We start from the raw sequence: 24,005 nt of genomic DNA, 5'->3' as shown, positions 1-24,005 counted from the left end.
ACAGCGATTTTCAGCCTAGAACCTTTCTAAATTAGCATTTACAACGTTATAGTGCACTTCTAACCTTCCTTTTTTCCCATTGCAACACCAAAACTGTAAAACGATTGATAAAAATCTTCAAAACAAAAAAAAGGCCTAACAGCTTGTAAAATCTGTTAGGCCCTAAACTAAAATGTTATCGTTTTTACAGCAACTTCTCAATAATCATCTCTTCAGTGATTCCTTCCGCATCTGCTTTATAATTTTTAATAATTCTGTGGCGTAAGATACCCGTTGCAACAGCTTTTACATCTTCAATATCTGGTGAAAATTTACCATTGAAGGCAGCATGTGCTTTTGCAGCCAAAATCAAATTTTGAGAGGCTCTTGGTCCTGCTCCCCAATCCAAATAATTTTTTATAAAATCATTTGACAACGCATTATCCGGACGCGTTTTACTCACCAAAGTCACCGCATATTCAATCACATTATCAGCGACAGGAATCCTGCGAATTAAATGTTGAAAATCAATAATTTCCTGTGAAGTAAACAAAGGATTAATAGTTGTTTTACTATCGGATGTGGTACGTTTTACCACCTGTACTTCTTCTTCAAAACTTGGGTATTCTAGCTTTATCGCAAACATAAAACGATCTAATTGAGCTTCTGGTAAGGGATAGGTCCCTTCCTGTTCAATTGGATTCTGAGTCGCCAATACAAAGTACGGCAAGTCTAATTTATAATTTTCTCCTGCTATGGTTACCGAACGTTCCTGCATGGCTTCTAACAAAGCAGCCTGTGTCTTTGGTGGCGTCCTATTAATCTCATCGGCTAGAATGATATTAGAGAAAATAGGCCCTTTAATAAACTTAAATTTCCTGTTTTCATCTAAAATTTCACTTCCCAAAATATCCGAAGGCATTAAATCTGGTGTAAACTGAATTCTTTTAAAATCTAAACCTAGAGCCTGAGACAACGTATTAATCATTAAGGTCTTTGCCAAACCTGGAACCCCAATTAAAAGCGCATGTCCACCTGAAAATATACAAAGTAAAATTTGATCTACCACGGCATCTTGACCTACAATGATCTTGGCTATTTCGCTTTTTAATTCGTTTCGTTTTTGAACTAAATTATGAATTGCTGCTACGTCAGACATTTAAATATGTTTTTAAAATTAAAAAGAGTTAGCTCTATGAATTCATAAAACTAACTCTTTTTATTTATTTAATAAAAATTATTTTTTCAACCAATTGTTTGTAAAAGTACAATCTCTGTATTCTCCAATAATTCTAATATAAGTATCTTTTATTTTAGTATCAAACCATTTTGAGATCGCATCAATCTGCTTTTCTTTTAAGGCTAATTCTTTAATTTTGGTATAATCCTTAGCGTAGTCTGCAGTATGCTGATCAATTCTATTGGTCACTGTAATTAATTTATACGTTTTTTTACCTTTATCATCCGTATTTAAAATCGGCTGAGAAACTTCAGTATCTTTTAAATTGGATACCTGGCTGTATAATGTTGGATCCATTTTGGTCAATTCAAAACGCGTGTCTTGTGTATTTGGATTCACTAAAGCTCCACCATTTGCTCTTGTTTCTTTTTCATCAGATTCTGTTCTCGCCGCGTCTGCAAAAGAAACTTCTTTATTTACGATCTTAGTTCTGATGTTGGTAATTCTTTCTTTAGCATCCTTCAAAGCATCTTCAGAAACCGTTGGCGGGATCAAAATATGACGCAACTCAACCTCTTGCCCTTTTATCTTATCCACCATAATGATATGAAAACCATAGATCGTTTCAAACGGTTCCGAAATCTCACCTTCTTGCATGCTAAAAGCCACATCTTTAAATTCCTTTACAAAAGGTGTTTTTCTTGTCATTTTGTAATAACCTCCCATTGGTGCTGATCCTGGATCTTGAGAATACAAAACGGCTTTTGTTGCGAAACTTGACCCTTCTACAACATCTTTCTTAATGCCTTTTAATCTATCAATAACTTTTTGCTTGTCCTCTTTAGACACCTTAGGTTCCACTACAATCTGTGCTACTTCCATCTCTGCTCCAAAGGTTGGCAGTTCCTCTTTTGGAATTTTCTTAAAGAAATTACGAACTTCCTCAGGCGTAATGGTTACTGCATCTACAATCTTTTTTTGCATTTCAGAAGCCAATTTTTGCTCCTTTAAAATATCAGAAAAATACGTTTTAAATTCCTCTACAGAATTCTTCTTATAGTAGGCTACCACCTTATCAATATCTCCTACTTGTTGAATCATATAATTCAAACGATCATCCATCATCCCTCTTACTTCAGCATCACTAACAATGATACTATCCTGAATCGCTTGATGAGCATATAATTTGTCTTCCAAAAGTTTACCCAACATTTGACATCTGGTAATATCTTTTACAGAACCACCTTGAGCGGTAATTTCAAAATAACTTTTATCAATATCTGAATCTAAAATAATGTAATCTCCAACATTAGCAATAATACCATCAATTTTTTGCTTCTTTCCCGAAGGTACTTCAACTGGCTTCTCTGCTACGGCCTCTTTAATGACTTCCTGAGCCGAAATAATCGAGTTGAAAAAAAGTAAAAAACACATTGTTAGCCCAAACTTGTAATCAATTGTTTTTAGCTGTAATTTTTTTAATAACATTATTTTAAATTTAATTTGAATGTAATGATCTCGCTATGGAATGGTATTTTAAACTAAAAGTAACTTCCTCTGTATTCTATACGCTATACAAAATAATTATGATCCAGTTTTCCCAACTTATAACGAACAAAAATAACAATTCAATTACATAATACAACTATCAGCTATACTATTAACAAAAAATTATATGGCTATCATTTCAATTTCACAAATAGACTCCCATTCTCATTGATTATCCATCAAAGAAAGAACTAAACTTTTTCTTTTTTTTTTCAAGAGTTGCTTTACTGAAAATTCAGTCAAAGCTCAAATACCTAAATTTCAGACAAATAAAAAAAGTTTTAAACACTACAACGTTTGCGCTGTAAAACTATTTTCTTCTAAAAATGAATTAAATAAAAAAACACATACTTTCGATAAGTAATTACTAGTTTTTAGGCATTAAAATTACGAATATCTCTTTCGAACATTTAAAAATGCTTAATTATAAACGTTATTAACCCAAAACCAAATCTAAATTATGAAAAACCACTATGTAAAGATTTATTTAATGACGGCGATCACCGCATTTTTTTGTTCGTGTTCGCCCAATGAAACAAATGACGTTGACTTAAAATCTGAAAGTCAACAATTTGAAATTATTAACGTGACACATCATGACGGAAAACCTTTTAGCACGGGAGCTAATTCGTCTTCAACAGGGAAATATGTTGATAATCCCGGCGGTGGAGTTATGATGCAAGCCTTTTATTGGGATGTTCCTGCGGGAGGAATATGGTGGAATACCGTTAGTGCTAAAGTAACTGCTTGGTCTAATGCTGGTATCGGTTCCATTTGGCTTCCACCTGTATCAAAAGCACAAAATGGAGCCTTTTCAATGGGATATGATCCAACAGATTATTTTGATTTTGGAGATTACAATCAAAATGGCACTACAGAAACCCGATTTGGTTCTAAAACGGAACTCGTGAATTTGATCACACAAGCTCATACTGACAACATGAAAGTATACGCAGACATTGTAATCAATCACAATAGTGGAGGACAATCAGAAGCCAACCCCTTTACAGGAACAAATACTTGGACCAATTTTACCGGTGTTGCTTCAGGAAAATTCAAACGTACTTACAATGACTTTTATAAAAATAGTTATGGAAATAACGATGAAGGGGCCTTTGGAGGTTTTCCTGATTTATGTCACGCAGCACCTAATGTACAAGATTGGTTATGGTTAAGAGAGGACGGAGTGGGTAAATATTACAAAAATACTATGAAATTTGACGGATGGAGATTTGATTACGTGAAAGGGTTTTCTCCTTCGGTCGTACATGATTGGAATGCAAACGTCGGTGGCTTTTCTGTTGGGGAATATTGGGATGCTAATGTAAATACGCTTGAATGGTGGGCTAACAACGCAAACAGCTCTGTATTTGACTTTGCTTGTTATTACAAAATGAATGACGCTTTTGACGGAGATAATTTAGCCCTATTGAACGATGATATGATGTGGAAAAGAAATCCCTACAAAGCGGTAACATTTGTTACCAATCATGATACTGATGAGATTTCCAATAAACTATTAGCTTATTCTTATATTTTAACTCATGAGGGATATCCGACAATCTTTTACAGAGATTACGAGGAATGGCTCGATAAAAGCAAATTAAATAATCTTATTTGGATTCACAACAACAAAGCCACAGGGACAACCTCAATTGTATATTCAGATAATGATGAATATGTAGCCAGGAGAAATGGTTATAATGGAAATCCGGGCTTGGTAGTGTACATAAACAACTCAACTCTTTGGCAGGAAAGATGGATTCAGACTAATTGGGCTAATGCTCAAATCAAGGATTTTACAGGAAATTCAACTTGGTATCCCACTACACAGACAGATAAATGGGTGAAAATTCAATGTCCACCAAAAGGATATTCGGTTTGGTCAATTAATCAATAATTCTTCAAAACCACAATTTAAAGACTGTTCTAAAAAAACAGTCTTTTTTTTTGCTTAACCGTTTCTATTGATAAGGTAATGACTTCTAAATTATAGAAGTGAATATTTTTATTAAGCCGTAAATAATAGTACTTTTGCAACCTATTTATACGAAATATGAGTTTTTTAAAAGAAATACAACGCAGAAGAACATTTGGAATTATATCGCATCCTGATGCCGGTAAAACAACTTTAACTGAAAAATTACTATTGTTTGGAGGAGCTATCCAAGAAGCGGGTGCCGTAAAAAACAACAAAATAAAAAAAGGAGCAACGAGTGATTTCATGGAAATCGAACGTCAAAGAGGAATTTCCGTATCCACCTCAGTACTTGCTTTTAATTATAAAGATAAAAAAATCAACATTCTTGATACTCCTGGTCACAAGGATTTTGCCGAAGATACTTTTAGAACTTTAACTGCTGTAGACAGTGTCATTGTGGTAATTGACGTAGCAAAAGGGGTTGAGGAACAAACCGAGAAATTAGTTGCTGTTTGTAGAATGCGAAAAATTCCGATTATTGTTTTCATCAACAAATTAGATCGTGAAGGTAAAGATGCCTTTGATTTGATGGATGAAGTAGAGCAAAAATTAGGTTTAACGGTAACTCCATTGAGTTTCCCTATTGGAATGGGTTATGATTTTCAAGGGATTTATAATCTTTGGGAACAAAACATTAACCTTTTCAGCGGAGATAGCCGAAAAAACATTGAAGAGACCATTGCTTTCTCTGATGTTCAAAATCCTGAATTAGAAAAAATTATCGGTCAAAAACCAGCAGATAGACTTCGTGAGGAATTAGAGCTAATTGATGAAGTATATCCTAAATTTGATCGTCAGGACTATTTAGATGGAAAATTACAGCCCGTGTTTTTCGGTTCTGCATTGAATAACTTTGGCGTACGCGAATTACTAGATTGTTTCGTAACCATTGCCCCATCTCCTAGACCAAAAGATTCTGAAACCCGTTTGGTGGATCCTACTGAACCAAAAATGACTGGTTTTGTATTTAAAATACATGCCAATATGGATCCTAAGCATAGAGACCGTTTGGCCTTTATCAAAATTGTATCAGGTACTTTTGAAAGAAACAAACCCTATTACCATGTTCGTCAAAAGAAAAATTTAAAATTCTCTAGTCCTAATGCATTTTTCGCTGAGAAAAAAGAAATAGTGGACATCTCTTATCCTGGTGATATTGTTGGTTTGCATGATACAGGAAACTTTAAAATTGGAGACACTTTAACGGAAGGCGAAATCATGAGCTTTAAAGGAATACCGAGCTTCTCTCCTGAACATTTTAGGTACATTAACAATGCCGATCCAATGAAAGCCAAGCAATTGGACAAAGGGGTTGACCAATTAATGGATGAAGGGGTTGCTCAGTTATTTACTCTTGAGATGAATAACCGTAAGATAATTGGAACTGTAGGAGCACTTCAATACGAGGTAATTCAATACCGTTTAGAGCACGAATACGGTGCTAAATGTACCTATGAGAATTTCCCTGTTCACAAAGCTTGTTGGGTAAAACCAGATGATGCTAAAAATGATGAATTCCGCGAATTCAAACGTATTAAGCAAAAATTCCTAGCACATGATAAATATGGTCAATTGGTATTCTTAGCCGATTCTGACTTTACCATTCAAATGACACAAAACAAATATCCATCTGTGAAGTTGTTCTTCACTTCTGAATTTGAATAAATTCTCTTCACTCTGAGGAATCCATAAAAAAAAGCGCTAATTTTTAATTAGCGCTTTTTTAATTTGAATTAACCAACCTTACTAAGTAGTCATTATATTCTAAAATTAATCTTTTTTTTAACACCCTCTAAAGTAAAACATTTCTATCAAAAAAAGAAATTTAATCGATAAAAGTGATTTAAAATCAGACAAACTACATTTAACATCCATTTTACCCCATAAAAAAAAGCCCCAATTGGGGCTTTTTAAATTTATGCTTGTCCTGTTGGACCAAAATTGAGCGGAATAGGTGATTGTTCAGTGTCTTTAATTTCTCCGTGGGAGGCCTCAAAACGGTGAATATTTTCCCCTATTGCTTTCAACAATCTTTTAGCATGTTGCGGTGTCAAAACAATTCTTGACTTTACCTTGGCCTTAGGAATTCCTGGCATAATGCTCACAAAATCTAAAACAAATTCTGATGATGAGTGATTAATAATAGCAAGATTAGAATAAATCCCCTCTGCTATCGTTTCATCTAACTCAATATTGATTTGCTCTTGTTGTTGTTTCGGATTACTCATAAGTTTCCTAATTAGTAGATATACTCTTCTTTATTAGCCATCATTTCATTGTAATCATCTTTAGAACCTACAATAGTATGATCGTATTCTCTCATACCTGTTCCTGCAGGAATTCTATGTCCAACAATTACATTTTCTTTCAATCCTTCTAAATAATCGATCTTACCTGCTACAGCAGCTTCGTTAAGAACTTTTGTAGTCTCTTGGAAAGAAGCAGCAGAGATGAATGATTTAGTTTGTAGCGAAGCTCTTGTAATACCTTGTAAAACTGGCGTTGCAGTTGCAGTAATTACATCTCTAGCTACAACTAGATTTTTATCATTTCGTTTCAACAATGAATTTTCATCACGTAAATCACGAGGAGAAATAATTTGACCCGGTTTCAATACAGCAGAATCTCCAGCGTCTTCAACTACTTTCATACCATATAATTTATCATTTTGAACGATAAAATCTTTAGTGTGAATCAATTGATCTTCTAGGAATAATGTATCTCCTGGATCTTGAACTCTTACTTTACGCATCATTTGACGTATTACTACCTCAAAGTGCTTGTCATTAATTTTTACCCCTTGTAAACGGTATACCTCTTGAATTTCATTTACCAAGTACTGTTGAACAGCAGCTGGACCTTGAATTCTTAAAATATCATCTGGTGTAATTGCACCATCAGACAAAGGAATTCCTGCTCTTACGAAGTCATTTTCTTGTACTAAGATTTGGCTTGAAAGTTTAACTAAATACTTTTTAACCTCACCAAATTTAGATTCGATAACAATTTCACGGTTACCTCTTTTGATTTTTCCAAAAGAAACAACACCGTCAATTTCAGAAACAACTGCTGGGTTTGAAGGGTTACGAGCCTCAAGCAACTCAGTAATTCTAGGTAAACCTCCTGTAATATCTCCTGCTTTAGAAGAACGACGTGGAATTTTAACTAATACTTTACCTGCTTTAATTTTCTCTCCATTCTCAACCATAAGGTGGGCTCCTACTGGTAAGTTATACGAACGAATCAATTCACCTTCTTTACCATAAACTAATAAAGTTGGAATTAATTTTTTATTTCTAGCTTCAGCAATTACTTTTTCTTGGAAACCTGTCTGCTCATCAATTTCAACCATGAACGATTGTCCTTGTTCTAAATCCTCGTAAGCAATCTTACCAGTAAATTCAGAAACAATTACACCATTATATGGATCCCATTTACAGATAGTAGATCCTTTAGTAACTACTTCACCATCCTTAACGAAAATACTAGATCCGTAAGGAATATTGTGTGTGTTTAAAACGATTCCAGTTTTCTCGTCAACTAATTTTAATTCTGTTGAACGTGATACTACGATATCAACCGCATTACCTTCACTATCTTCACCTTTAACCGTTTTTAAATCTTCAATCTCAAGTCTACCGTTGAATCTTGTAACAATACTAGACTCTTCAGAAATACCTCCAGCAACCCCTCCAACGTGGAACGTACGAAGTGTTAACTGTGTACCTGGTTCTCCAATAGATTGAGCTGCAATAACTCCGACAGCTTCACCTCTTTGTGTCATTTTACCAGTAGCTAAGTTTCTACCGTAACATTTAGCACAAATACCTTTTAAAGCCTCACAAGTTAATGGAGATCTTACTTCTACTCTTTCAATAGGAGAAGCTTCAATCACTCTCATAATTGCTTCAGTAATTTGTTGTCCAGACTCAACTAGAACTTCATTAGTAAGAGGATTTATAACATCTTGCAACGCAACACGTCCTAAAATTCTTTCTCCTAAAGATTCAACAATTTCCTCATTTTTCTTCAAAGCAGAAACTTCAACACCTCTTAAAGTACCACAATCTTCGATGTTAACAATAACATCTTGAGATACATCGTGAAGTCTTCTTGTCAAGTATCCAGCATCAGCCGTTTTAAGAGCCGTATCCGCAAGTCCTTTACGAGCACCGTGAGTAGAAATGAAGTACTCAAGGATCGAAAGACCTTCCTTAAAGTTAGAAAGAATCGGGTTTTCAATAATCTCACCACCACCAGCAGTAGATTTTTTAGGCTTAGCCATCAAACCACGCATACCAGTTAACTGACGAATCTGTTCCTTAGAACCCCTCGCTCCAGAGTCAAGCATCATATATACCGAGTTGAAACCTTGTTGGTCTTCTCTAATATTTTTCATTGCTAATTCTGTAAGCTGAGCATTCGCAGAAGTCCATACATCAATAACTTGGTTGTAACGTTCGTTATTAGTAATAAGACCCATGTTATAATTCACAGAAATACCTTCAACTTGCTCTCTAGCATCTGCAATTAATTGTGTTTTTTGTTCTGGAATTCTAATATCACCTAAAGAGAATGATAAACCTCCTCTAAATGCAAACTTATACCCCATATCTTTCATATTGTCCAAGAAAGCAGCAGTAGTAGGTACATTAGTCACACTTAAAATGTGTCCAATAATATCTCTAAGGTTTTTCTTAGTCAATACATCATTGATATATCCAGCTGCTTCCGGTACTACTTCATTAAACAATACACGTCCAGCAGTAGTTTGGATAATTTTGTATACTAATTCTCCAGCCTCATTAAAATCTTTTGCTCTAATTCTTACACGAGCATTCAATTCTAATCTTCCTTCGTTTAGTGCAATATTTACCTCTTCAGCAGAATAGAAAGTTAAGTCTTGACCTAAAATAATATGTTCTGGTGTAGAGATACGTTCTTTGGTCATATAATATAGACCCAAGACCATATCCTGAGAAGGTACAGTAATTGGCGCACCATTTGCTGGATTCAAGATATTGTGAGAAGCCAACATTAATAATTGTGCCTCTAAAATAGCCTCTGGTCCTAATGGCAAGTGAACTGCCATCTGATCCCCATCAAAATCGGCGTTGAAAGCCGTACATACTAATGGGTGCAATTGGATCGCTTTTCCTTCAATTAATTTTGGTTGGAAAGCTTGAATACCTAATCTGTGTAACGTAGGAGCACGGTTAAGTAATACTGGGTGACCTTTAATAACATTTTCAAGGATATCCCAAACTACAGGCTCTTTTTTGTCTATAATTTTCTTAGCCGATTTTACTGTTTTCACAATACCTCTTTCGATCAATTTACGGATCACAAAAGGTTTGTATAATTCAGCTGCCATATCTTTTGGCAAACCGCATTCGAATAATTTTAATTCAGGACCAACAACAATTACCGAACGAGCAGAATAATCCACACGTTTTCCAAGTAAGTTTTGACGGAAACGTCCTTGCTTACCTTTTAAGGAATCAGATAATGATTTTAATGGTCTGTTAGATTCTGTTTTAACAGCAGAAGCTTTACGAGTGTTATCAAATAATGAATCTACAGATTCTTGTAACATACGTTTCTCGTTTCTTAAGATAACTTCTGGAGCTTTAATCTCCATTAATCTTTTCAAACGGTTGTTACGGATAATTACACGACGGTATAAATCATTTAAATCTGAAGTTGCAAAACGACCTCCATCAAGTGGCACAAGTGGACGTAATTCTGGTGGAATAACAGGAACCACTTTCATAATCATCCATTCAGGACGGTTTTCGCGGTTTAAGTTAGACTCACGGAAAGACTCAACAACTTGTAATCTTTTTAAAGCTTCCGTTTTACGTTGTTTAGATGTTTCGTTATTAGCACTGTGTCTCAATTGGTAAGACAACTCATCTAAATCGATACGTGCTAATAAATCCATAATACATTCTGCTCCCATTTTGGCAACAAATTTATTAGGATCCATATCATCTAAGTATAGGTTTTCTTGTGGAAGGGTATCTAAAATATTTAAATATTCTTCTTCTGTTAAGAAATCTAATCTTTGCAATGATTCTCCATCTGCATTTTTAGCGATACCAGCTTGGATTACTACGTATCTTTCGTAGTAAATGATCATATCTAATTTCTTAGATGGAAGACCAAGGATATAACCAATTTTGTTTGGAAGAGAACGGAAGTACCAGATATGAGCAATTGGCACAACAAGGTTGATGTGTCCTACTCTATCACGACGTACTTTTTTCTCAGTAACTTCAACACCACAACGGTCACAGATGATCCCTTTGTAACGAATTCTTTTATATTTACCACAAGCACACTCAAAATCCTTAACAGGTCCGAAGATTCTTTCGCAAAAAAGTCCGTCACGTTCCGGTTTGTGTGTTCTATAGTTGATAGTTTCTGGTTTCAAAACCTCTCCTCTTGATTCTTTCAAGATAGATTCTGGTGAAGCCAATCCAATTGAAATTTTATTAAATCTCTTAACTGGATTTTTATCCTTATTGTTATTATTTCTATTATTCATCATAGTTTTTACTATTGATTTATTTGCAATTAAAAAATTGATTTTAACTTATTACTTGCCTCTTAAAAGGGCAAATCATTAAGTCGCTACCACGGATTACTTCTCTAAACTTCAAACTCAATTTTGAAGTGCTAATTATAAAACTTTTCAGGCTTTAATAAAAAATCGGAACGGTTTACGGGTATAAATCCTAAAAACTTTTATAAATAAGTAATCAGTTTTCAGATATTACTATCCGAAAACTGAAAACTTCCTAATACTTATTATTCTTCTAAACGAATGTCTAATCCAAGACCTTTCAATTCATGCATCAATACATTGAATGATTCAGGTAATCCTGGTTCTGGCATAGATTCTCCCTTAACGATAGCCTCGTAAGTTTTAGCTCTACCAATAACGTCATCCGATTTAACTGTTAAGATCTCACGTAGTGTACTTGATGCTCCATAAGCCTCAAGTGCCCAAACCTCCATCTCTCCAAAACGCTGACCTCCAAATTGAGCTTTACCTCCAAGTGGTTGTTGAGTGATCAACGAGTATGGTCCGATAGAACGTGCGTGCATCTTATCATCAACCATATGTCCTAATTTAAGCATGTAAATTACTCCAACAGTTGCTGCTTGATGGAAACGCTCTCCAGTACCACCATCGTAAAGGTGTGTATGTCCGAAACGTGGTACTCCAGCCTCATCAGTTAATTCATTAATTTGATCTAAAGTTGCACCATCAAAAATTGGAGTAGCAAATTTTCTACCTAAGTTTTGACCAGCCCATCCAAGAACAGTCTCATAAATTTGACCAATGTTCATACGTGAAGGTACCCCAAGTGGATTCAATACGATATCTACTGGTGTTCCATCAGCTAAGAAAGGCATATCTTCATGACGAACAATACGAGCAACAATACCTTTGTTACCGTGACGTCCTGCCATTTTATCCCCAACTTTTAGCTTACGTTTTTTAGCAATATAAATTTTAGCTAATTTCAAGATTCCAGATGGCAATTCATCTCCAACTGTGATCGTGAATTTCTCTCTTCTCAAAGCTCCTTGTAAGTCGTTCAGCTTAATTTTATAGTTATGAATTAAATCATTCACCATTTTATTTGTAGCGTCATCAGCAACCCATTGACCTTTGCTTAAGTGAGCAAAATCTTCTACTGCATAAAGCATTTTTTGAGTATATTTTTTACCTTTTGGTAAAACTTCTTCACCCAAATCATTCATTACACCTTGCGATGTTTTTCCGTTAACAATCAAGAATAATTTTTCAACTAATCTGTCTTTTAATTCAACAAATTTAGTTTCAAACTCCATTTCTAAAGCGCCTAAAGCATCTTTATCTTGAGTACGTTTACGTTTATCTTTTACGGCTCTTGCAAATAATTTTTTGTCAAGAACTACACCGTGTAAAGATGGAGAAGCTTTTAATGAAGCATCTTTTACATCACCTGCTTTATCCCCGAAGATTGCACGAAGCAATTTCTCCTCTGGAGTAGGATCTGATTCTCCTTTTGGTGTAATTTTTCCGATCAAAATGTCGCCAGGTTTAACCTCTGCTCCAATTCTAATCATACCGTTTTCATCTAAGTCTTTAGTAGCCTCTTCAGAAACGTTAGGAATATCGTTTGTTAACTCTTCGTTTCCTAACTTCGTATCTCTAACCTCTAATGAATAATCATCAACGTGGATAGAAGTAAAAATATCATCACGAACTACTTTCTCAGAAATTACAATCGCATCCTCAAAGTTATACCCTTTCCATGGCATGAACGCAACTTTTAAGTTTCTACCTAAAGCTAATTCACCATTTTGAGTAGCATATCCTTCTGATAATACTTGACCAAGACTAACTCTATCCCCTTTTCTTACGATAGGTTTTAGGTTAATACTTGTACCTTGATTGGTTTTTCTAAATTTAATTAAGTTGTATGTTTTCTCATCAGCATCAAAACTAACCATTCTTTCTTCCTCAGTACGGTCGTATTTGATAGTAATGATATTAGCATCTACATATTCAACAGTTCCATCTCCTTCAGCATTAATCAATACTCTAGAATCTGAAGCTACCTGACGCTCTAATCCAGTACCAACAATTGGTGCTTCTGGGCGAATCAAAGGAACCGCCTGACGCATCATGTTAGATCCCATCAAGGCTCTATTCGCATCATCATGTTCCAAGAAAGGAATTAATGAAGCAGAAATAGAAGCAATCTGGTTAGGTGCAACGTCTGTATAATCTACTAAATTTGGATCAATAACTGGGAAATCACCTTCTTGACGGGCAATTACATTATCAGCAGTAATCTTTCCTGTAGCATCCATTTGAATGTTTGCTTGCGCAATCATTTTTCCTTCTTCTTCCTCTGCACTTAAATATACAGGAGTACTTTCTAAATCAACTACACCTTCTGTTACTTTACGGTAAGGAGTTTCAATGAAACCCATTCCGTTAACTTTTGCATAAACACCAAGAGATGAAATCAAACCAATGTTTGGTCCCTCTGGAGTTTCAATCGGACATAAACGACCATAGTGTGTATAGTGAACGTCACGAACCTCGAAACCAGCTCTCTCTCTCGAAAGTCCACCAGGTCCAAGTGCAGATAATCTTCTCTTGTGCGTAATCTCAGCAAGTGGATTCGTTTGATCCATAAATTGAGACAACTGGTTAGTACCAAAGAAAGAGTTGATAACTGATGATAATGTTTTAGCATTAATCAAATCAATTGGTGTAAACACCTCGTTATCTCTAACGTTCATTCTCTCACGAATAGTTCTAGCCATACGTGCTAAACCAACACCGAATTGTTGAGACAATTGTTCACCAACTGTTCTAACACGACGGTTTGACAAGTGATCAATATCATCAATCTCTGCTTTAGAGTTAATTAATTCGATCAAATATTTTACAATGGTAATGATATCCTCTTTGGTAAGCACTTGCTTTTCCATTGGAATATCTAAACCAAGTTTTTTGTTCATTCTATAACGACCAACTTCACCTAAGTTATAACGTTGATCAGAGAAGAACAATTTATCTATAATACCACGAGCAGTTTCCTCATCAGGCGGTTCAGCGTTACGCAACTGACGGTAAATGTGCTCTACAGCTTCTTTTTCAGAGTTTGTTGGATCTTTTTGTAACGTATTGTGGATAATAGCATAATCTGCTTGATTATTATCCTCTTTATGTAACAAAATAGATTTAACGTTAGAATCAATGATTTCTTCCACATTATCTTTGTCGATAATAGTATCTCTATCAAGGATAATTTCGTTACGTTCGATAGAAACTACCTCACCGGTATCTTCATCAACGAAATCCTCGTGCCAAGTGTTCAATACACGTGCAGCAAGTCTTCTTCCAATATATTTTTTAATACCTGTTTTAGATACTTTAATCTCCTCAGCAAGGTCAAAGATTTCAAGGATATCCTTGTCTCTTTCGAATCCAATAGCACGGAATAAAGTTGTAACTGGTAATTTTTTCTTTCTATCGATATACGCGTACATTACGCTATTAATATCTGTAGAAAATTCTATCCAAGATCCTTTAAAAGGAATTACTCTGGCAGAATAAAGTTTTGTTCCATTTGCGTGGAATGATTGCCCAAAGAAAACCCCAGGAGAACGGTGTAATTGAGATACTACTACACGCTCAGCACCATTGATAACAAAGGTACCACTTGGAGTCATATAAGGTATTGTTCCAAGGTAAACATCTTGTACAATAGTTTCAAAATCTTCGTGTTCTGGATCTGTACAGTATAGTTTTAACCTAGCTTTTAAAGGCACACTATACGTAAGACCTCTCTCTATACATTCTTGAATTGTATAACGTGGTGGATCTACAAAATAATCTAGGAACTCCAATACAAAGTTATTTCTTGTATCTGTAATTGGAAAGTTTTCCATGAAGGTGTTGTACAACCCTTCGTTGCCTCTTTCGTCAGATTTAGTTTCTAATTGAAAAAAATCTTTAAAAGACTTAACCTGAACATCTAGAAAATCTGGATAGTCAGGAATATTTTTTGTCGAGGCAAAATTCAATCTTTCAGTCTGATTTGTTATCATCAATGGACAAAATTTTGATTAAAAAAAAGTAGTTTTTTGTGTAAAAACACATTGTTTAATGTACACTTTCTTTTTGTAATCAATACATCTTTAAAAATAACCCGATCAATTCGGCCTAATTTTTTTTCTTCGTATTGATCAAAAACTTTTTCGTATTTTAAACTATTTGATAATAAAACTTGATCTATTTTATTATACGAAAAATGGTTTAGGCCATTGAGTGTTAACTCAAGACCTAAACCTAGTTCTTAAAACTGAGTAAACTTATTTAAGTTCAACTACAGCTCCAGCTTCTTCTAATGATTTTTTAAGACCTTCAGCCTCTTCTTTAGAAACACCTTCTTTAACGTTGCTTGGAGCTCCGTCAACTACATCTTTAGCTTCTTTCAAACCTAAACCTGTAAGTTCTTTAACTAATTTTACAACTGCTAATTTAGAAGCACCAGCTTCTTTTAATACAACTGTAAATTCAGTTTGTGCTTCTTCAGCAGCACCTTCTCCACCACCAGCAGCAACTACTACAGCTGCAGCAGCAGGCTCGATACCATACTCGTCTTTTAATATTGTTGCTAATTCGTTAACTTCTTTAACTGTTAAGTTAACTAATTGTTCTGCGAATTGTTTCAAATCTGCCATTTTTTCTATCGTTTAAAATGATTTGTAAAATATAATTTATTTATTGTGCGCTATTTAAGCAACAAGGAAGTAAACTTCCCTGCTTGGGTTATTATGCCTCAACCTCTTCTTCGCTGTTAGCGAATTGATTTTGTAAAGCAGCGATAACTCTTTGAGCTGGTGATTGCAATAATCCAATAAGTTCTCCAAGAAGTTCTTCTTTAGATTTAATAGTTGCTAATGCCTCTAATTGATCATCTCCAATGTAAACTTCAGCATTGATATAAGCTCCCTTTAATACAGGTTTAGCCGATTTTTTTCTGAAATCTTTAATTATTTTTCCAGGTGCATTTGCAACATCTGAAATAAATATAGCACTATTACCAGTCAATACTGAAGGTAAATCTCCATAGTCATTAGCAGAAGCTTCCATTGCTTTTGCAAGCAAAGTGTTTTTTACAACCTCTAATTTAATACCTGCTTTAAAACAAGCTCTTCTCAAGTTTGAAGTTGATTCTGCGTTCATCCCAGAAATATCAGATACATAAATAATATTTGTACCAGCTAACTGTGCAGTTAAATCTTCAATCGCGATTGATTTTTCTTCTCTAGTCATACTAAAAATTATTAACTACCAATTATACTGCTTTAGGGTCCAAAGCAATTGCAGGACTCATAGTGCTTGTAAGGTGAATACCTTTAATGTAGGTACCTTTAGCAGCAGTTGGTTTAAGTTTGATTAATGTTTGAATAATTTCGTGTGCATTGTCATAAATTTGCTCAGCTCCAAAAGAAACTTTACCAATTCCTGCATGTACGATACCAGTTTTATCAACTTTAAAGTCAATTTTACCAGCTTTTACCTCTGCAACAGCTTTTGCAACATCCATAGTTACAGTACCTGTTTTAGGGTTAGGCATTAAACCTCTAGGTCCTAAAATACGACCTAATGGACCTAATTTACCCATAACAGCTGGCATAGTGATGATTACATCAACATCTGTCCAACCATCTTTAATTTTTTGTAAATAATCGTCAAGACCTACATAGTCTGCTCCAGCTGCTAAAGCTTCCGCTTCTTTATCCGGAGTAACCAATGCTAATACTTTAACATCTTTACCTGTTCCGTGAGGTAATGTAACCACACCTCTAACCATTTGATTCGCTTTTCTTGGATCTACACCCAAACGAACTGCGATATCAACAGACTCATCAAATTTTGCAGAAGCTAAAACTTTAATTAATGCAGCTGCATCTTTTAAAGAGTATAGTTTGTTCTTTTCAATTTTTGAAGCAGCCTCTTTTTGCTTTTTTGTTAATTTTGCCATTTCTTTCTCTTAATTAAAAAGGAGCATCTCCTGATACAGTTATACCCATAGATCTAGCAGTTCCTGCAATCATACTCATTGCTGATTCGATTGTGAATGCGTTTAAATCTACCATTTTATCTTCAGCGATTGCTTTGATAACGTCCCAAGTAACACTAGCTACTTTTTTACGATTTGGTTCACCTGATCCAGACTTTAGCTTTGCAGCTTCCAATAATTGGACAGCAGCTGGAGGAGTTTTTACAACAAAATCAAATGATTTGTCTTTATACACAGTAATTTGTACTGGGCATATTTTGCCAGGTTTATCTTGTGTTCTAGCATTGAACTGCTTACAGAACTCCATGATATTAACCCCAGCAGCTCCTAAAGCAGGTCCAACCGGTGGCGACGGATTCGCAGCACCTCCCTTAACTTGTAGTTTAACTACCTTACTAATTTCTTTAGCCATTTTTTAAAAAATTTAACACCATAATCATTGGAAGCGATTATAGTGGATATTATAGATGTAACAAAAATTATACTTTCTCTACTTGCATAAAACTTAATTCCAATGGTGTTTTTCTTCCGAAAATTTTCACCATAACTTCAAGTTTACGCTTTTCTTCGTTGATTTTCTCAACGGTTCCATTAAACCCATTAAAAGGACCATCGATCACTTTAACAGTCTCCCCTAAATTGAAAGGAATTGCACGAGTATCTGCATTAACAGCCAACTCATCCACTTTTCCTAACATTCTGTTTACTTCAGAAAGTCTTAAAGGAACAGGCTCTCCACCTTTAATTTCACCTAAAAATCCGATTACACTAGTAATCGATTTAATAATATGAGGTATCTCACCAATTAAATTAGCTTCGATCATAACATATCCAGGAAAATAAACTTTATCCTTAGACATTTTCTTTCCTTCTTTTACAGTAACTACTTTTTCCGTAGGTACTAAAACTTGGGAAACATAATCACCCATACCAAGTCTGGCAATCTCAGTTTCGATGTAAGCTTTGACTTTGTTCTCCTGTCCACTTACAGCTCTAACTACATACCACTTTTTCACATTATTATCTGCCATCACAAAAAAATTATCCTTTTAACCAGTTAAAAAATCCAGCCAAAGCTTTTGCAAAAAATTCATCCACTCCCCATGTTGCCAGGGCGAATAGAACTGAAAATACAGCTACAACAATTGTCAATTTTTGAACCTCAGCCCAAGTAGGCCAAGTAACATTCGACTTCAACTCTTCGAAAGCCTCTGATAAATAATTAGTAACTTTTGTCATTTGATATATTTTTTTATTGCACGGGCGGAGGGATTCGAACCCCCATCAACGGTTTTGGAGACCGCTATTCTACCCTTGAACTACGCCCGTAATTAAAAGCCAGTGTTTTCAGTTAAGAAAAGCAACTGGCTTTTTATATTTTTGTAAGATTATCCTACGATTTCAGTAACCTGACCTGCTCCTACTGTTCTACCACCTTCACGGATAGCGAAACGTAAACCTACGCTCATTGCGATTGGGCTTAATAAAGCAACATTAATTGTCAAGTTGTCTCCTGGCATTACCATCTCTACTCCTTCTGGTAAAGTAATAACTCCTGTTACGTCAGTTGTACGTACGTAGAACTGTGGACGGTAGTTATTATGGAATGGAGTATGACGTCCACCTTCTTCTTTTTTCAAGATATAAACCTCAGCTTTGAAAGTAGCGTGTGGTTTTACTGATCCTGGCTTAATGATAACCATTCCTCTTTTGATAGATTCTTTATCAACACCTCTTAACAATAAACCTACGTTATCTCCAGCTTCTCCTCTATCAAGGATTTTACGGAACATCTCAACTCCTGTAATAGTAGAAGTTAATTTGTCAGCTCCCATACCGATGATTTCAACAGCATCTCCTGTATTAGCAATACCAGTTTCGATACGACCTGTAGCAACAGTTCCACGACCAGTAATTGTAAATACATCTTCAACTGGCATCAAGAATGGTTTTGCAGTATCACGGATTGGCTCTTCGATCCAAGAATCTACAGCTTCCATCAATTCAAGAATTTTAGGAACCCAAGCAGGATCATTATTCAATCCTCCTAAAGCAGAACCTTGAACTACAGGACCATTATCTCCATCATATTCGTAGAAAGATAATAAATCTCTAATTTCCATTTCAACTAGCTCTAATAATTCAGCATCGTCAACCATGTCAACTTTGTTCATGAAAACTACCATTCTAGGAATACCAACCTGGCGACCTAAAAGGATGTGCTCACGAGTTTGTGGCATTGGACCATCAGTAGCAGCAACCACTAAGATAGCTCCATCCATTTGAGCTGCTCCAGTAACCATGTTCTTTACGTAATCCGCGTGACCTGGACAGTCAACGTGAGCGTAATGACGATTAGCTGTTTCATACTCTACGTGTGATGTATTAATAGTAATACCTCTTTCTTTCTCCTCTGGAGCGTTATCGATTTGATCAAACGATTTTGCTTGACAGTAACCAGCATCAGATAATACTTTCGTAATTGCTGCAGTTAATGTAGTTTTTCCGTGATCCACGTGTCCAATTGTACCTATGTTTAAGTGCGGTTTGGAACGATTAAAATTCTCCTTTGCCATTTTACTTAATTTTTAATCTTAGTTATATATTAATTCAATTTCCTACTTACTTGAGCCAATGTCGGGAATTGAACCCGAGACCTCTTCCTTACCAAGGAAGCACTCTACCCCTGAGCTACACCGGCAGAGTTCTGATTTTAAAACTGCGATTTCAGTATCCAGACCTAAACCTAAAAACCAAAACCCAAAATCTTAACTTTTAATTGTGGGGAGAGCAGGATTCGAACCTGCGAAGTTCACACAGCAGATTTACAGTCTGCCCTCGTTGGCCGCTTGAGTATCTCCCCTTTTTTATCAATAATTGCATGAACAATTTCAAATCGCATTTGAAACATTTTAGAGCCGGCGGAGGGACTCGAACCCACGACCTGCTGATTACAAATCAGCTGCTCTAGCCAACTGAGCTACGCTGGCAATACCAATAAAAAGTCCGCTATTTCTAACGGACTGCAAATGTAGCTATTTTATCTTTTAATCAAAACATTTTTTTAAAAAAATTTTCAATTATATGTGCGTTCTAACTTTTTCTTTCCTTTTTACCAGTAAACGTTCTAAAGATTCCGCCGAAAGCTCGACCGCCTCTTCAAATGTTTTACATTGCTTTTTAACTACAAAATCATCCCCCGGAACATTAATCTTAATCTCTACTGCCTTATTCTCCTTATCACTCGTTCTTTCTACTTTTAAAAAAAGATCTGCCGAAACAACTCGATCATAATATTTTTCTAATTTATCCATTCTCTCCTGAATAAAATCAACTAATTTTCTGTCAACAGTAAAGTTAACTGCATGAACATCTACCTTCATAATACTAATTTTAGGGTTAAACATTTCAGAATTATTATTTATTCCGAGGATGCGCATTAGTATACACCTTTTTAAGCTCTGCCAAACTATTATGAGTATAAACCTGCGTAGACGCCAAACTCGAATGCCCTAATAACTCCTTAACTGAATTTAAATCTGCTCCGTTATTCAATAGATGAGTCGCAAAAGTATGCCGAAGCACATGCGGACTCTTTTTTACCTTTTCAGAGACTCTACTAAAGTAAGAATTTATTAATCGATACACAAAAGATTCGCTCAATTTTAACCCTTTTTTGGAAATAAAAAAATAATCTCCATCCACTACCTTTTCCAACAAAGTTCTCTCCCTCAAATACACAACAAACTGCTCTACTATAATAGGTAAAATCGGAATAATACGTTCTTTATTACGTTTACCCAAAACCTTAATCACAGCTGAAGACAAATCCACATCAACCACTTTCAATCCAATCAACTCCGCCCTACGTATTCCAGTTGTATAAAACAAATCCACAATAAGCTTATCCCTCACCTCTTCAAAACCAACCGGATTAGCTACTTCCCGCATCAAATCAACCACTTCTTTTTCCGAAAACGGAACCTGAATAATCTTTAACACTTTTAAAGCCCTATGCCTTAACAATGGACTCACCTCTATCTGCTTGGTCTTAAGAAGAAATTTATAAAACGCTTTTAAAGAAGCTACCTTTCGATTAATCGATACATTAGCCACCTCTTGATCCACCAACGAAACAATCCAACTTCTAATCTGACTATAATTCACCTGCTCAATATCTTCTTGTCCAAACTGAGCCTCATTAAACTTTTCAAAAAAAACAATATCCCTCAAATAAGCCTCCATAGTATGTGCTGAATATTTTTTCTCTAACAAAAGATAATCACAAAACATTTCTTTATTTGACCTCATAAGAATACATACTTGATTCACTTTACAAAAACACCACAAACTCAATTCAACCCAAGCTAAAACACTCTATAACGTGAAAATTGAGCACAAAAAAAACCGTTAGCATCAAAGTTAAAAACTTTTTGATGACTAACGGTAATTATTTTGACAAGCTATTTACTAACTTTCTAAACCATCTCTCATGTTTTGAATGTAAGCAGCTTTTTGAATTTGAGCTCTTTTGATTACAGAAGGCTTAATAAAAGCAGTACGTGCTCTTAATTGACGAACAGTTCCTGTTTTATCAAATTTTCTTTTATAGCGCTTTAATGCTCTATCGATATTTTCTCCGTCTTTAATTGGTATAATTAACATAATATTGACACCTCCTCTCGTTAAGGCTGCAAAAGTATTCATTAATTATGGATTATGAGTTATAAATTTCAATTTATTTTAAAATAAAACACATCAAGTCCTAGTACCCCATAAAACCTACTACAATCGAGTCAATAGAAGATACTTCTAAAACGAACACATGCTATCTACTATCTAAGACTCTTTCAATAAATTTCTAGAAATTACTACCTTTTGAATTTCAGTAGTCCCTTCTCCAATGGTACATAATTTTGAATCCCTATAAAACTTCTCTACTGGAAAATCCTTGGTGTAGCCATACCCCCCATGAATCTGAACAGCTTCATTAGCAATCTTAACACAAGCTTCAGAAGCATACATTTTAGCCATCGCCCCCAGTGTTGTAACAGGCTTATGCTGCTGCTTCAAAAAAGCAGCTTTATGCAAGAGTAACTCTGAAGCTTCAATTTCAGTGGCCATATCAGCCAACTTGAATGAAATTCCCTGAAAACTACTTATAGGTTGCCCAAACTGATGTCTTTCTTTAGAATACTTCAAAGCCGCTTCATAAGCTCCTTTTGAAATCCCGAGCGATAATGCTCCAATGGAAATACGACCTCCATCTAATATTTTCATAGCCTGAATAAATCCCTGTCCTACTTCTCCCAATCGATTAGCATCCGGAATACGGCAATTATCAAATACGAGCTCAGCAGTTTCACTAGCGCGCATTCCTAATTTATTCTCTTTTTTACCTGAAGTAAATCCTTTCATTCCTTTTTCAAAAACAAAAGCGGTCATTCCTTTTGAATCCCCTTTTTCACCAGTACGAACAATAACCACAGCGACATCTCCTGAAATAGCATGCGTAATAAAGTTCTTAGCGCCATTGACTACCCAAAAATCACCATCTTTAACTGCAGTAGTATTCATTCCACCTGCATCCGAACCAGTGTTATGCTCGGTTAATCCCCAAGCACCAATATATTCGGCAGTTGCAAGCTTTGGTAGCCATTTTTTCTTTTGCTCGTCATTTCCGAAAGTCAAAATATGATTCGTACATAAAGAATTATGAGCTGCTACTGATAAACCAATAGACGGATCGACTTTAGAAATTTCCTCTACAACCGTAATATATTCATGATATCCTAAACCAGATCCTCCATATTCCTCAGGCACTAATACCCCCATGAAACCCATTTCCCCCAGTTTTTTAAACAAATCAACTGGGAATATTTGTGCTTCATCCCATTCCATAATATAAGGTCTAATGTTTTTCTCTGCAAAATCTTTTATAGATTGAGCAATCATCGACTGTGTTTCGTTATAATCAAAATTCATTGTAGCTACTATTATTATTTAGAACTCCAAATATAAACTAATTATTTTTGCCTTATCGACAGCAAAAGCTTTATTTTTTACCAAATTCTCAATATTAATGAAATTTAGCTCTGAACCCAGAAAATACAATTTACTCCATCAAGCTCAATTTACCCCTTGCAAAGAACCATTCTTCTCCTCTAAATAAACCACCTATCTATAATCATAAGTTTCTTCCTGCACTTCACAACACCCCCACTTCTCTTCCTTTAAAACTACTTAAGCACCAGCCTTTCCTAATTCACCTCAAAGATTCCTGAGATCCTGTAACAAAAAAATCAACAAAGAACTTCCACATTCTCACCGTCTCAACTTCAGCTGTCATGACTGCTCTCCAATCCCCTGTCCAAAAGCCATACCTTAGCTTCTATTGCAGCAGACTAAAAAACATGGATCACTCTAACAAAAAAAATAAGCAATCCTAACACTCTTTTTAACTTCTCCTTTTTGACTTTTTTTCCATTGCTAAAAAAGCACCCTAACTTCAACAGTCCTAAAACGGCATAAAAAAAGTCCAGATTCAGTCTTTACCCACACCAAACAGCATTAAATTTTCTTAAAATTCATAAGCCGAAGCATATTTCTTCCATAGAATGTTCATTAACCGCATAAAAACATAGATAAATTACTACAATTTTAACAATAATCACCACCTGAAACCAAAAAATTTAAACTCGGCACTTTA

The 24,005-nt window shown here is 35.3% G+C and carries 18 protein-coding genes and 4 tRNA genes; 2 read left to right on the top strand and 20 right to left on the bottom strand.

Annotated features, from left to right (window positions below):
* Positions 1 to 184: 184 nt before the first annotated feature.
* Positions 185 to 1,138, bottom strand: a complete 954-nt coding sequence (locus tag AC51AA_RS16975) for an AAA family ATPase (RefSeq protein WP_500703395.1) — start codon at positions 1,136 to 1,138, stop codon at positions 185 to 187.
* A gap of 78 nt (positions 1,139 to 1,216) precedes the next feature.
* A complete protein-coding gene (locus tag AC51AA_RS16970) occupies positions 1,217 to 2,647 on the bottom strand; it encodes a peptidylprolyl isomerase (protein WP_500703394.1) in 1,431 nt (476 codons plus the stop codon).
* 520 nt (positions 2,648 to 3,167) lie between these two features.
* On the opposite strand from AC51AA_RS16970, the gene AC51AA_RS16965 reads away from it, so the two are divergent.
* Both AC51AA_RS16965 and AC51AA_RS16960 read left to right on the top strand, forming a co-directional pair.
* Positions 3,168 to 4,607 (top strand): alpha-amylase, encoded by a 1,440-nt coding sequence (locus AC51AA_RS16965; protein ID WP_500703393.1) that lies wholly within the window; start codon positions 3,168 to 3,170, stop codon positions 4,605 to 4,607.
* Between the two features lie 156 nt (positions 4,608 to 4,763).
* On the top strand, positions 4,764 to 6,353 hold the full coding sequence (locus AC51AA_RS16960) for a peptide chain release factor 3 (RefSeq protein ID WP_500703392.1): 1,590 nt from the start codon (positions 4,764 to 4,766) through the stop codon (positions 6,351 to 6,353).
* A gap of 251 nt (positions 6,354 to 6,604) precedes the next feature.
* On the opposite strand, the gene AC51AA_RS16955 is transcribed toward AC51AA_RS16960, so the two are convergent.
* The 18 genes from AC51AA_RS16955 to AC51AA_RS16870 all read right to left on the bottom strand — a co-directional run bounded on the left by AC51AA_RS16955 (position 6,605) and on the right by AC51AA_RS16870 (position 23,281).
* Complete coding sequence (locus tag AC51AA_RS16955) at positions 6,605 to 6,916, bottom strand: DUF3467 domain-containing protein (RefSeq protein WP_500703391.1); 312 nt, start codon at positions 6,914 to 6,916, stop codon at positions 6,605 to 6,607.
* Positions 6,917 to 6,927: 11 nt separating this feature from the next.
* Positions 6,928 to 11,241 (bottom strand): DNA-directed RNA polymerase subunit beta', encoded by a 4,314-nt coding sequence (gene rpoC, locus AC51AA_RS16950; protein WP_500703390.1) that lies wholly within the window; start codon positions 11,239 to 11,241, stop codon positions 6,928 to 6,930.
* 260 nt (positions 11,242 to 11,501) lie between these two features.
* The gene (rpoB, locus tag AC51AA_RS16945; protein WP_500703389.1) at positions 11,502 to 15,314 is read right to left on the bottom strand and encodes a DNA-directed RNA polymerase subunit beta; all 3,813 of its coding nucleotides are present in this window, start codon (positions 15,312 to 15,314) and stop codon (positions 11,502 to 11,504) included.
* 264 nt (positions 15,315 to 15,578) lie between these two features.
* Positions 15,579 to 15,950 (bottom strand): 50S ribosomal protein L7/L12, encoded by a 372-nt coding sequence (gene rplL, locus AC51AA_RS16940; protein WP_007807437.1) that lies wholly within the window; start codon positions 15,948 to 15,950, stop codon positions 15,579 to 15,581.
* A gap of 91 nt (positions 15,951 to 16,041) precedes the next feature.
* Positions 16,042 to 16,545, bottom strand: a complete 504-nt coding sequence (gene rplJ / locus AC51AA_RS16935; protein ID WP_500703388.1) for a 50S ribosomal protein L10 — start codon at positions 16,543 to 16,545, stop codon at positions 16,042 to 16,044.
* Between the two features lie 22 nt (positions 16,546 to 16,567).
* A complete protein-coding gene (gene rplA / locus AC51AA_RS16930) occupies positions 16,568 to 17,257 on the bottom strand; it encodes a 50S ribosomal protein L1 (RefSeq protein ID WP_131992155.1) in 690 nt (229 codons plus the stop codon).
* A gap of 13 nt (positions 17,258 to 17,270) precedes the next feature.
* On the bottom strand, positions 17,271 to 17,708 hold the full coding sequence (gene rplK, locus AC51AA_RS16925) for a 50S ribosomal protein L11 (RefSeq protein ID WP_007807442.1): 438 nt from the start codon (positions 17,706 to 17,708) through the stop codon (positions 17,271 to 17,273).
* A gap of 67 nt (positions 17,709 to 17,775) precedes the next feature.
* The gene (gene nusG, locus AC51AA_RS16920; RefSeq protein WP_500703387.1) at positions 17,776 to 18,327 is read right to left on the bottom strand and encodes a transcription termination/antitermination protein NusG; all 552 of its coding nucleotides are present in this window, start codon (positions 18,325 to 18,327) and stop codon (positions 17,776 to 17,778) included.
* A 10-nt stretch (positions 18,328 to 18,337) separates the two neighbouring features.
* Entirely contained in the window at positions 18,338 to 18,535 is a 198-nt protein-coding gene (secE, locus tag AC51AA_RS16915; protein ID WP_199003311.1) for a preprotein translocase subunit SecE, read from the bottom strand.
* 19 nt (positions 18,536 to 18,554) lie between these two features.
* Positions 18,555 to 18,625 (bottom strand) — tRNA-Trp (locus AC51AA_RS16910).
* Between the two features lie 59 nt (positions 18,626 to 18,684).
* The gene (gene tuf / locus AC51AA_RS16905) at positions 18,685 to 19,872 is read right to left on the bottom strand and encodes an elongation factor Tu (RefSeq protein WP_072959420.1); all 1,188 of its coding nucleotides are present in this window, start codon (positions 19,870 to 19,872) and stop codon (positions 18,685 to 18,687) included.
* Between the two features lie 53 nt (positions 19,873 to 19,925).
* Positions 19,926 to 19,997, bottom strand: a tRNA-Thr gene (locus AC51AA_RS16900).
* An 81-nt stretch (positions 19,998 to 20,078) separates the two neighbouring features.
* Positions 20,079 to 20,159: transfer RNA gene (locus AC51AA_RS16895), tRNA-Tyr, on the bottom strand.
* Between the two features lie 53 nt (positions 20,160 to 20,212).
* Positions 20,213 to 20,286, bottom strand: a tRNA-Thr gene (locus AC51AA_RS16890).
* Positions 20,287 to 20,376: 90 nt separating this feature from the next.
* Positions 20,377 to 20,679, bottom strand: coding sequence for a ribosome hibernation-promoting factor, HPF/YfiA family (gene hpf, locus AC51AA_RS16885; RefSeq protein WP_500703386.1), 303 nt, complete (start codon positions 20,677 to 20,679; stop codon positions 20,377 to 20,379).
* 34 nt (positions 20,680 to 20,713) lie between these two features.
* Positions 20,714 to 21,607, bottom strand: a complete 894-nt coding sequence (locus tag AC51AA_RS16880) for a tyrosine-type recombinase/integrase (RefSeq protein ID WP_500703385.1) — start codon at positions 21,605 to 21,607, stop codon at positions 20,714 to 20,716.
* A 159-nt stretch (positions 21,608 to 21,766) separates the two neighbouring features.
* The gene (rpsU, locus tag AC51AA_RS16875) at positions 21,767 to 21,961 is read right to left on the bottom strand and encodes a 30S ribosomal protein S21 (RefSeq protein WP_026985791.1); all 195 of its coding nucleotides are present in this window, start codon (positions 21,959 to 21,961) and stop codon (positions 21,767 to 21,769) included.
* 174 nt (positions 21,962 to 22,135) lie between these two features.
* Positions 22,136 to 23,281, bottom strand: coding sequence for an acyl-CoA dehydrogenase family protein (locus AC51AA_RS16870; protein ID WP_500703384.1), 1,146 nt, complete (start codon positions 23,279 to 23,281; stop codon positions 22,136 to 22,138).
* Positions 23,282 to 24,005 lie beyond the last annotated feature (724 nt).

The sequence above is a fragment of the Flavobacterium sp. OHVDL-2026-0007 genome, assembly GCF_059882335.1.
Note: the sequence above shows the minus strand (reverse complement) of the source record. Positions and strands in the feature narration are given on the sequence as shown.

Bases quoted from the DNA above. Each gene is read 5' to 3' on its own strand.
- AC51AA_RS16975 (WP_500703395.1), bottom strand. From the start codon at position 1,138: ATGTCTGACGTAGCAGCAATTCATAATTTAGTTCAAAAACGAAACGAA.
- AC51AA_RS16970 (WP_500703394.1), bottom strand. From the start codon at position 2,647: ATGTTATTAAAAAAATTACAGCTAAAAACAATTGATTACAAGTTTGGG.
- AC51AA_RS16965 (WP_500703393.1), top strand. From the start codon at position 3,168: ATGAAAAACCACTATGTAAAGATTTATTTAATGACGGCGATCACCGCA.
- AC51AA_RS16960 (WP_500703392.1), top strand. From the start codon at position 4,764: ATGAGTTTTTTAAAAGAAATACAACGCAGAAGAACATTTGGAATTATA.
- AC51AA_RS16955 (WP_500703391.1), bottom strand. From the start codon at position 6,916: ATGAGTAATCCGAAACAACAACAAGAGCAAATCAATATTGAGTTAGAT.
- rpoC (WP_500703390.1), bottom strand. From the start codon at position 11,241: ATGATGAATAATAGAAATAATAACAATAAGGATAAAAATCCAGTTAAG.
- rpoB (WP_500703389.1), bottom strand. From the start codon at position 15,314: ATGATAACAAATCAGACTGAAAGATTGAATTTTGCCTCGACAAAAAAT.
- rplL (WP_007807437.1), bottom strand. From the start codon at position 15,950: ATGGCAGATTTGAAACAATTCGCAGAACAATTAGTTAACTTAACAGTT.
- rplJ (WP_500703388.1), bottom strand. From the start codon at position 16,545: ATGACTAGAGAAGAAAAATCAATCGCGATTGAAGATTTAACTGCACAG.
- rplA (WP_131992155.1), bottom strand. From the start codon at position 17,257: ATGGCAAAATTAACAAAAAAGCAAAAAGAGGCTGCTTCAAAAATTGAA.
- rplK (WP_007807442.1), bottom strand. From the start codon at position 17,708: ATGGCTAAAGAAATTAGTAAGGTAGTTAAACTACAAGTTAAGGGAGGT.
- nusG (WP_500703387.1), bottom strand. From the start codon at position 18,327: ATGGCAGATAATAATGTGAAAAAGTGGTATGTAGTTAGAGCTGTAAGT.
- secE (WP_199003311.1), bottom strand. From the start codon at position 18,535: ATGACAAAAGTTACTAATTATTTATCAGAGGCTTTCGAAGAGTTGAAG.
- tuf (WP_072959420.1), bottom strand. From the start codon at position 19,872: ATGGCAAAGGAGAATTTTAATCGTTCCAAACCGCACTTAAACATAGGT.
- hpf (WP_500703386.1), bottom strand. From the start codon at position 20,679: ATGAAGGTAGATGTTCATGCAGTTAACTTTACTGTTGACAGAAAATTA.
- AC51AA_RS16880 (WP_500703385.1), bottom strand. From the start codon at position 21,607: ATGAGGTCAAATAAAGAAATGTTTTGTGATTATCTTTTGTTAGAGAAA.
- rpsU (WP_026985791.1), bottom strand. From the start codon at position 21,961: ATGTTAATTATACCAATTAAAGACGGAGAAAATATCGATAGAGCATTA.
- AC51AA_RS16870 (WP_500703384.1), bottom strand. From the start codon at position 23,281: ATGAATTTTGATTATAACGAAACACAGTCGATGATTGCTCAATCTATA.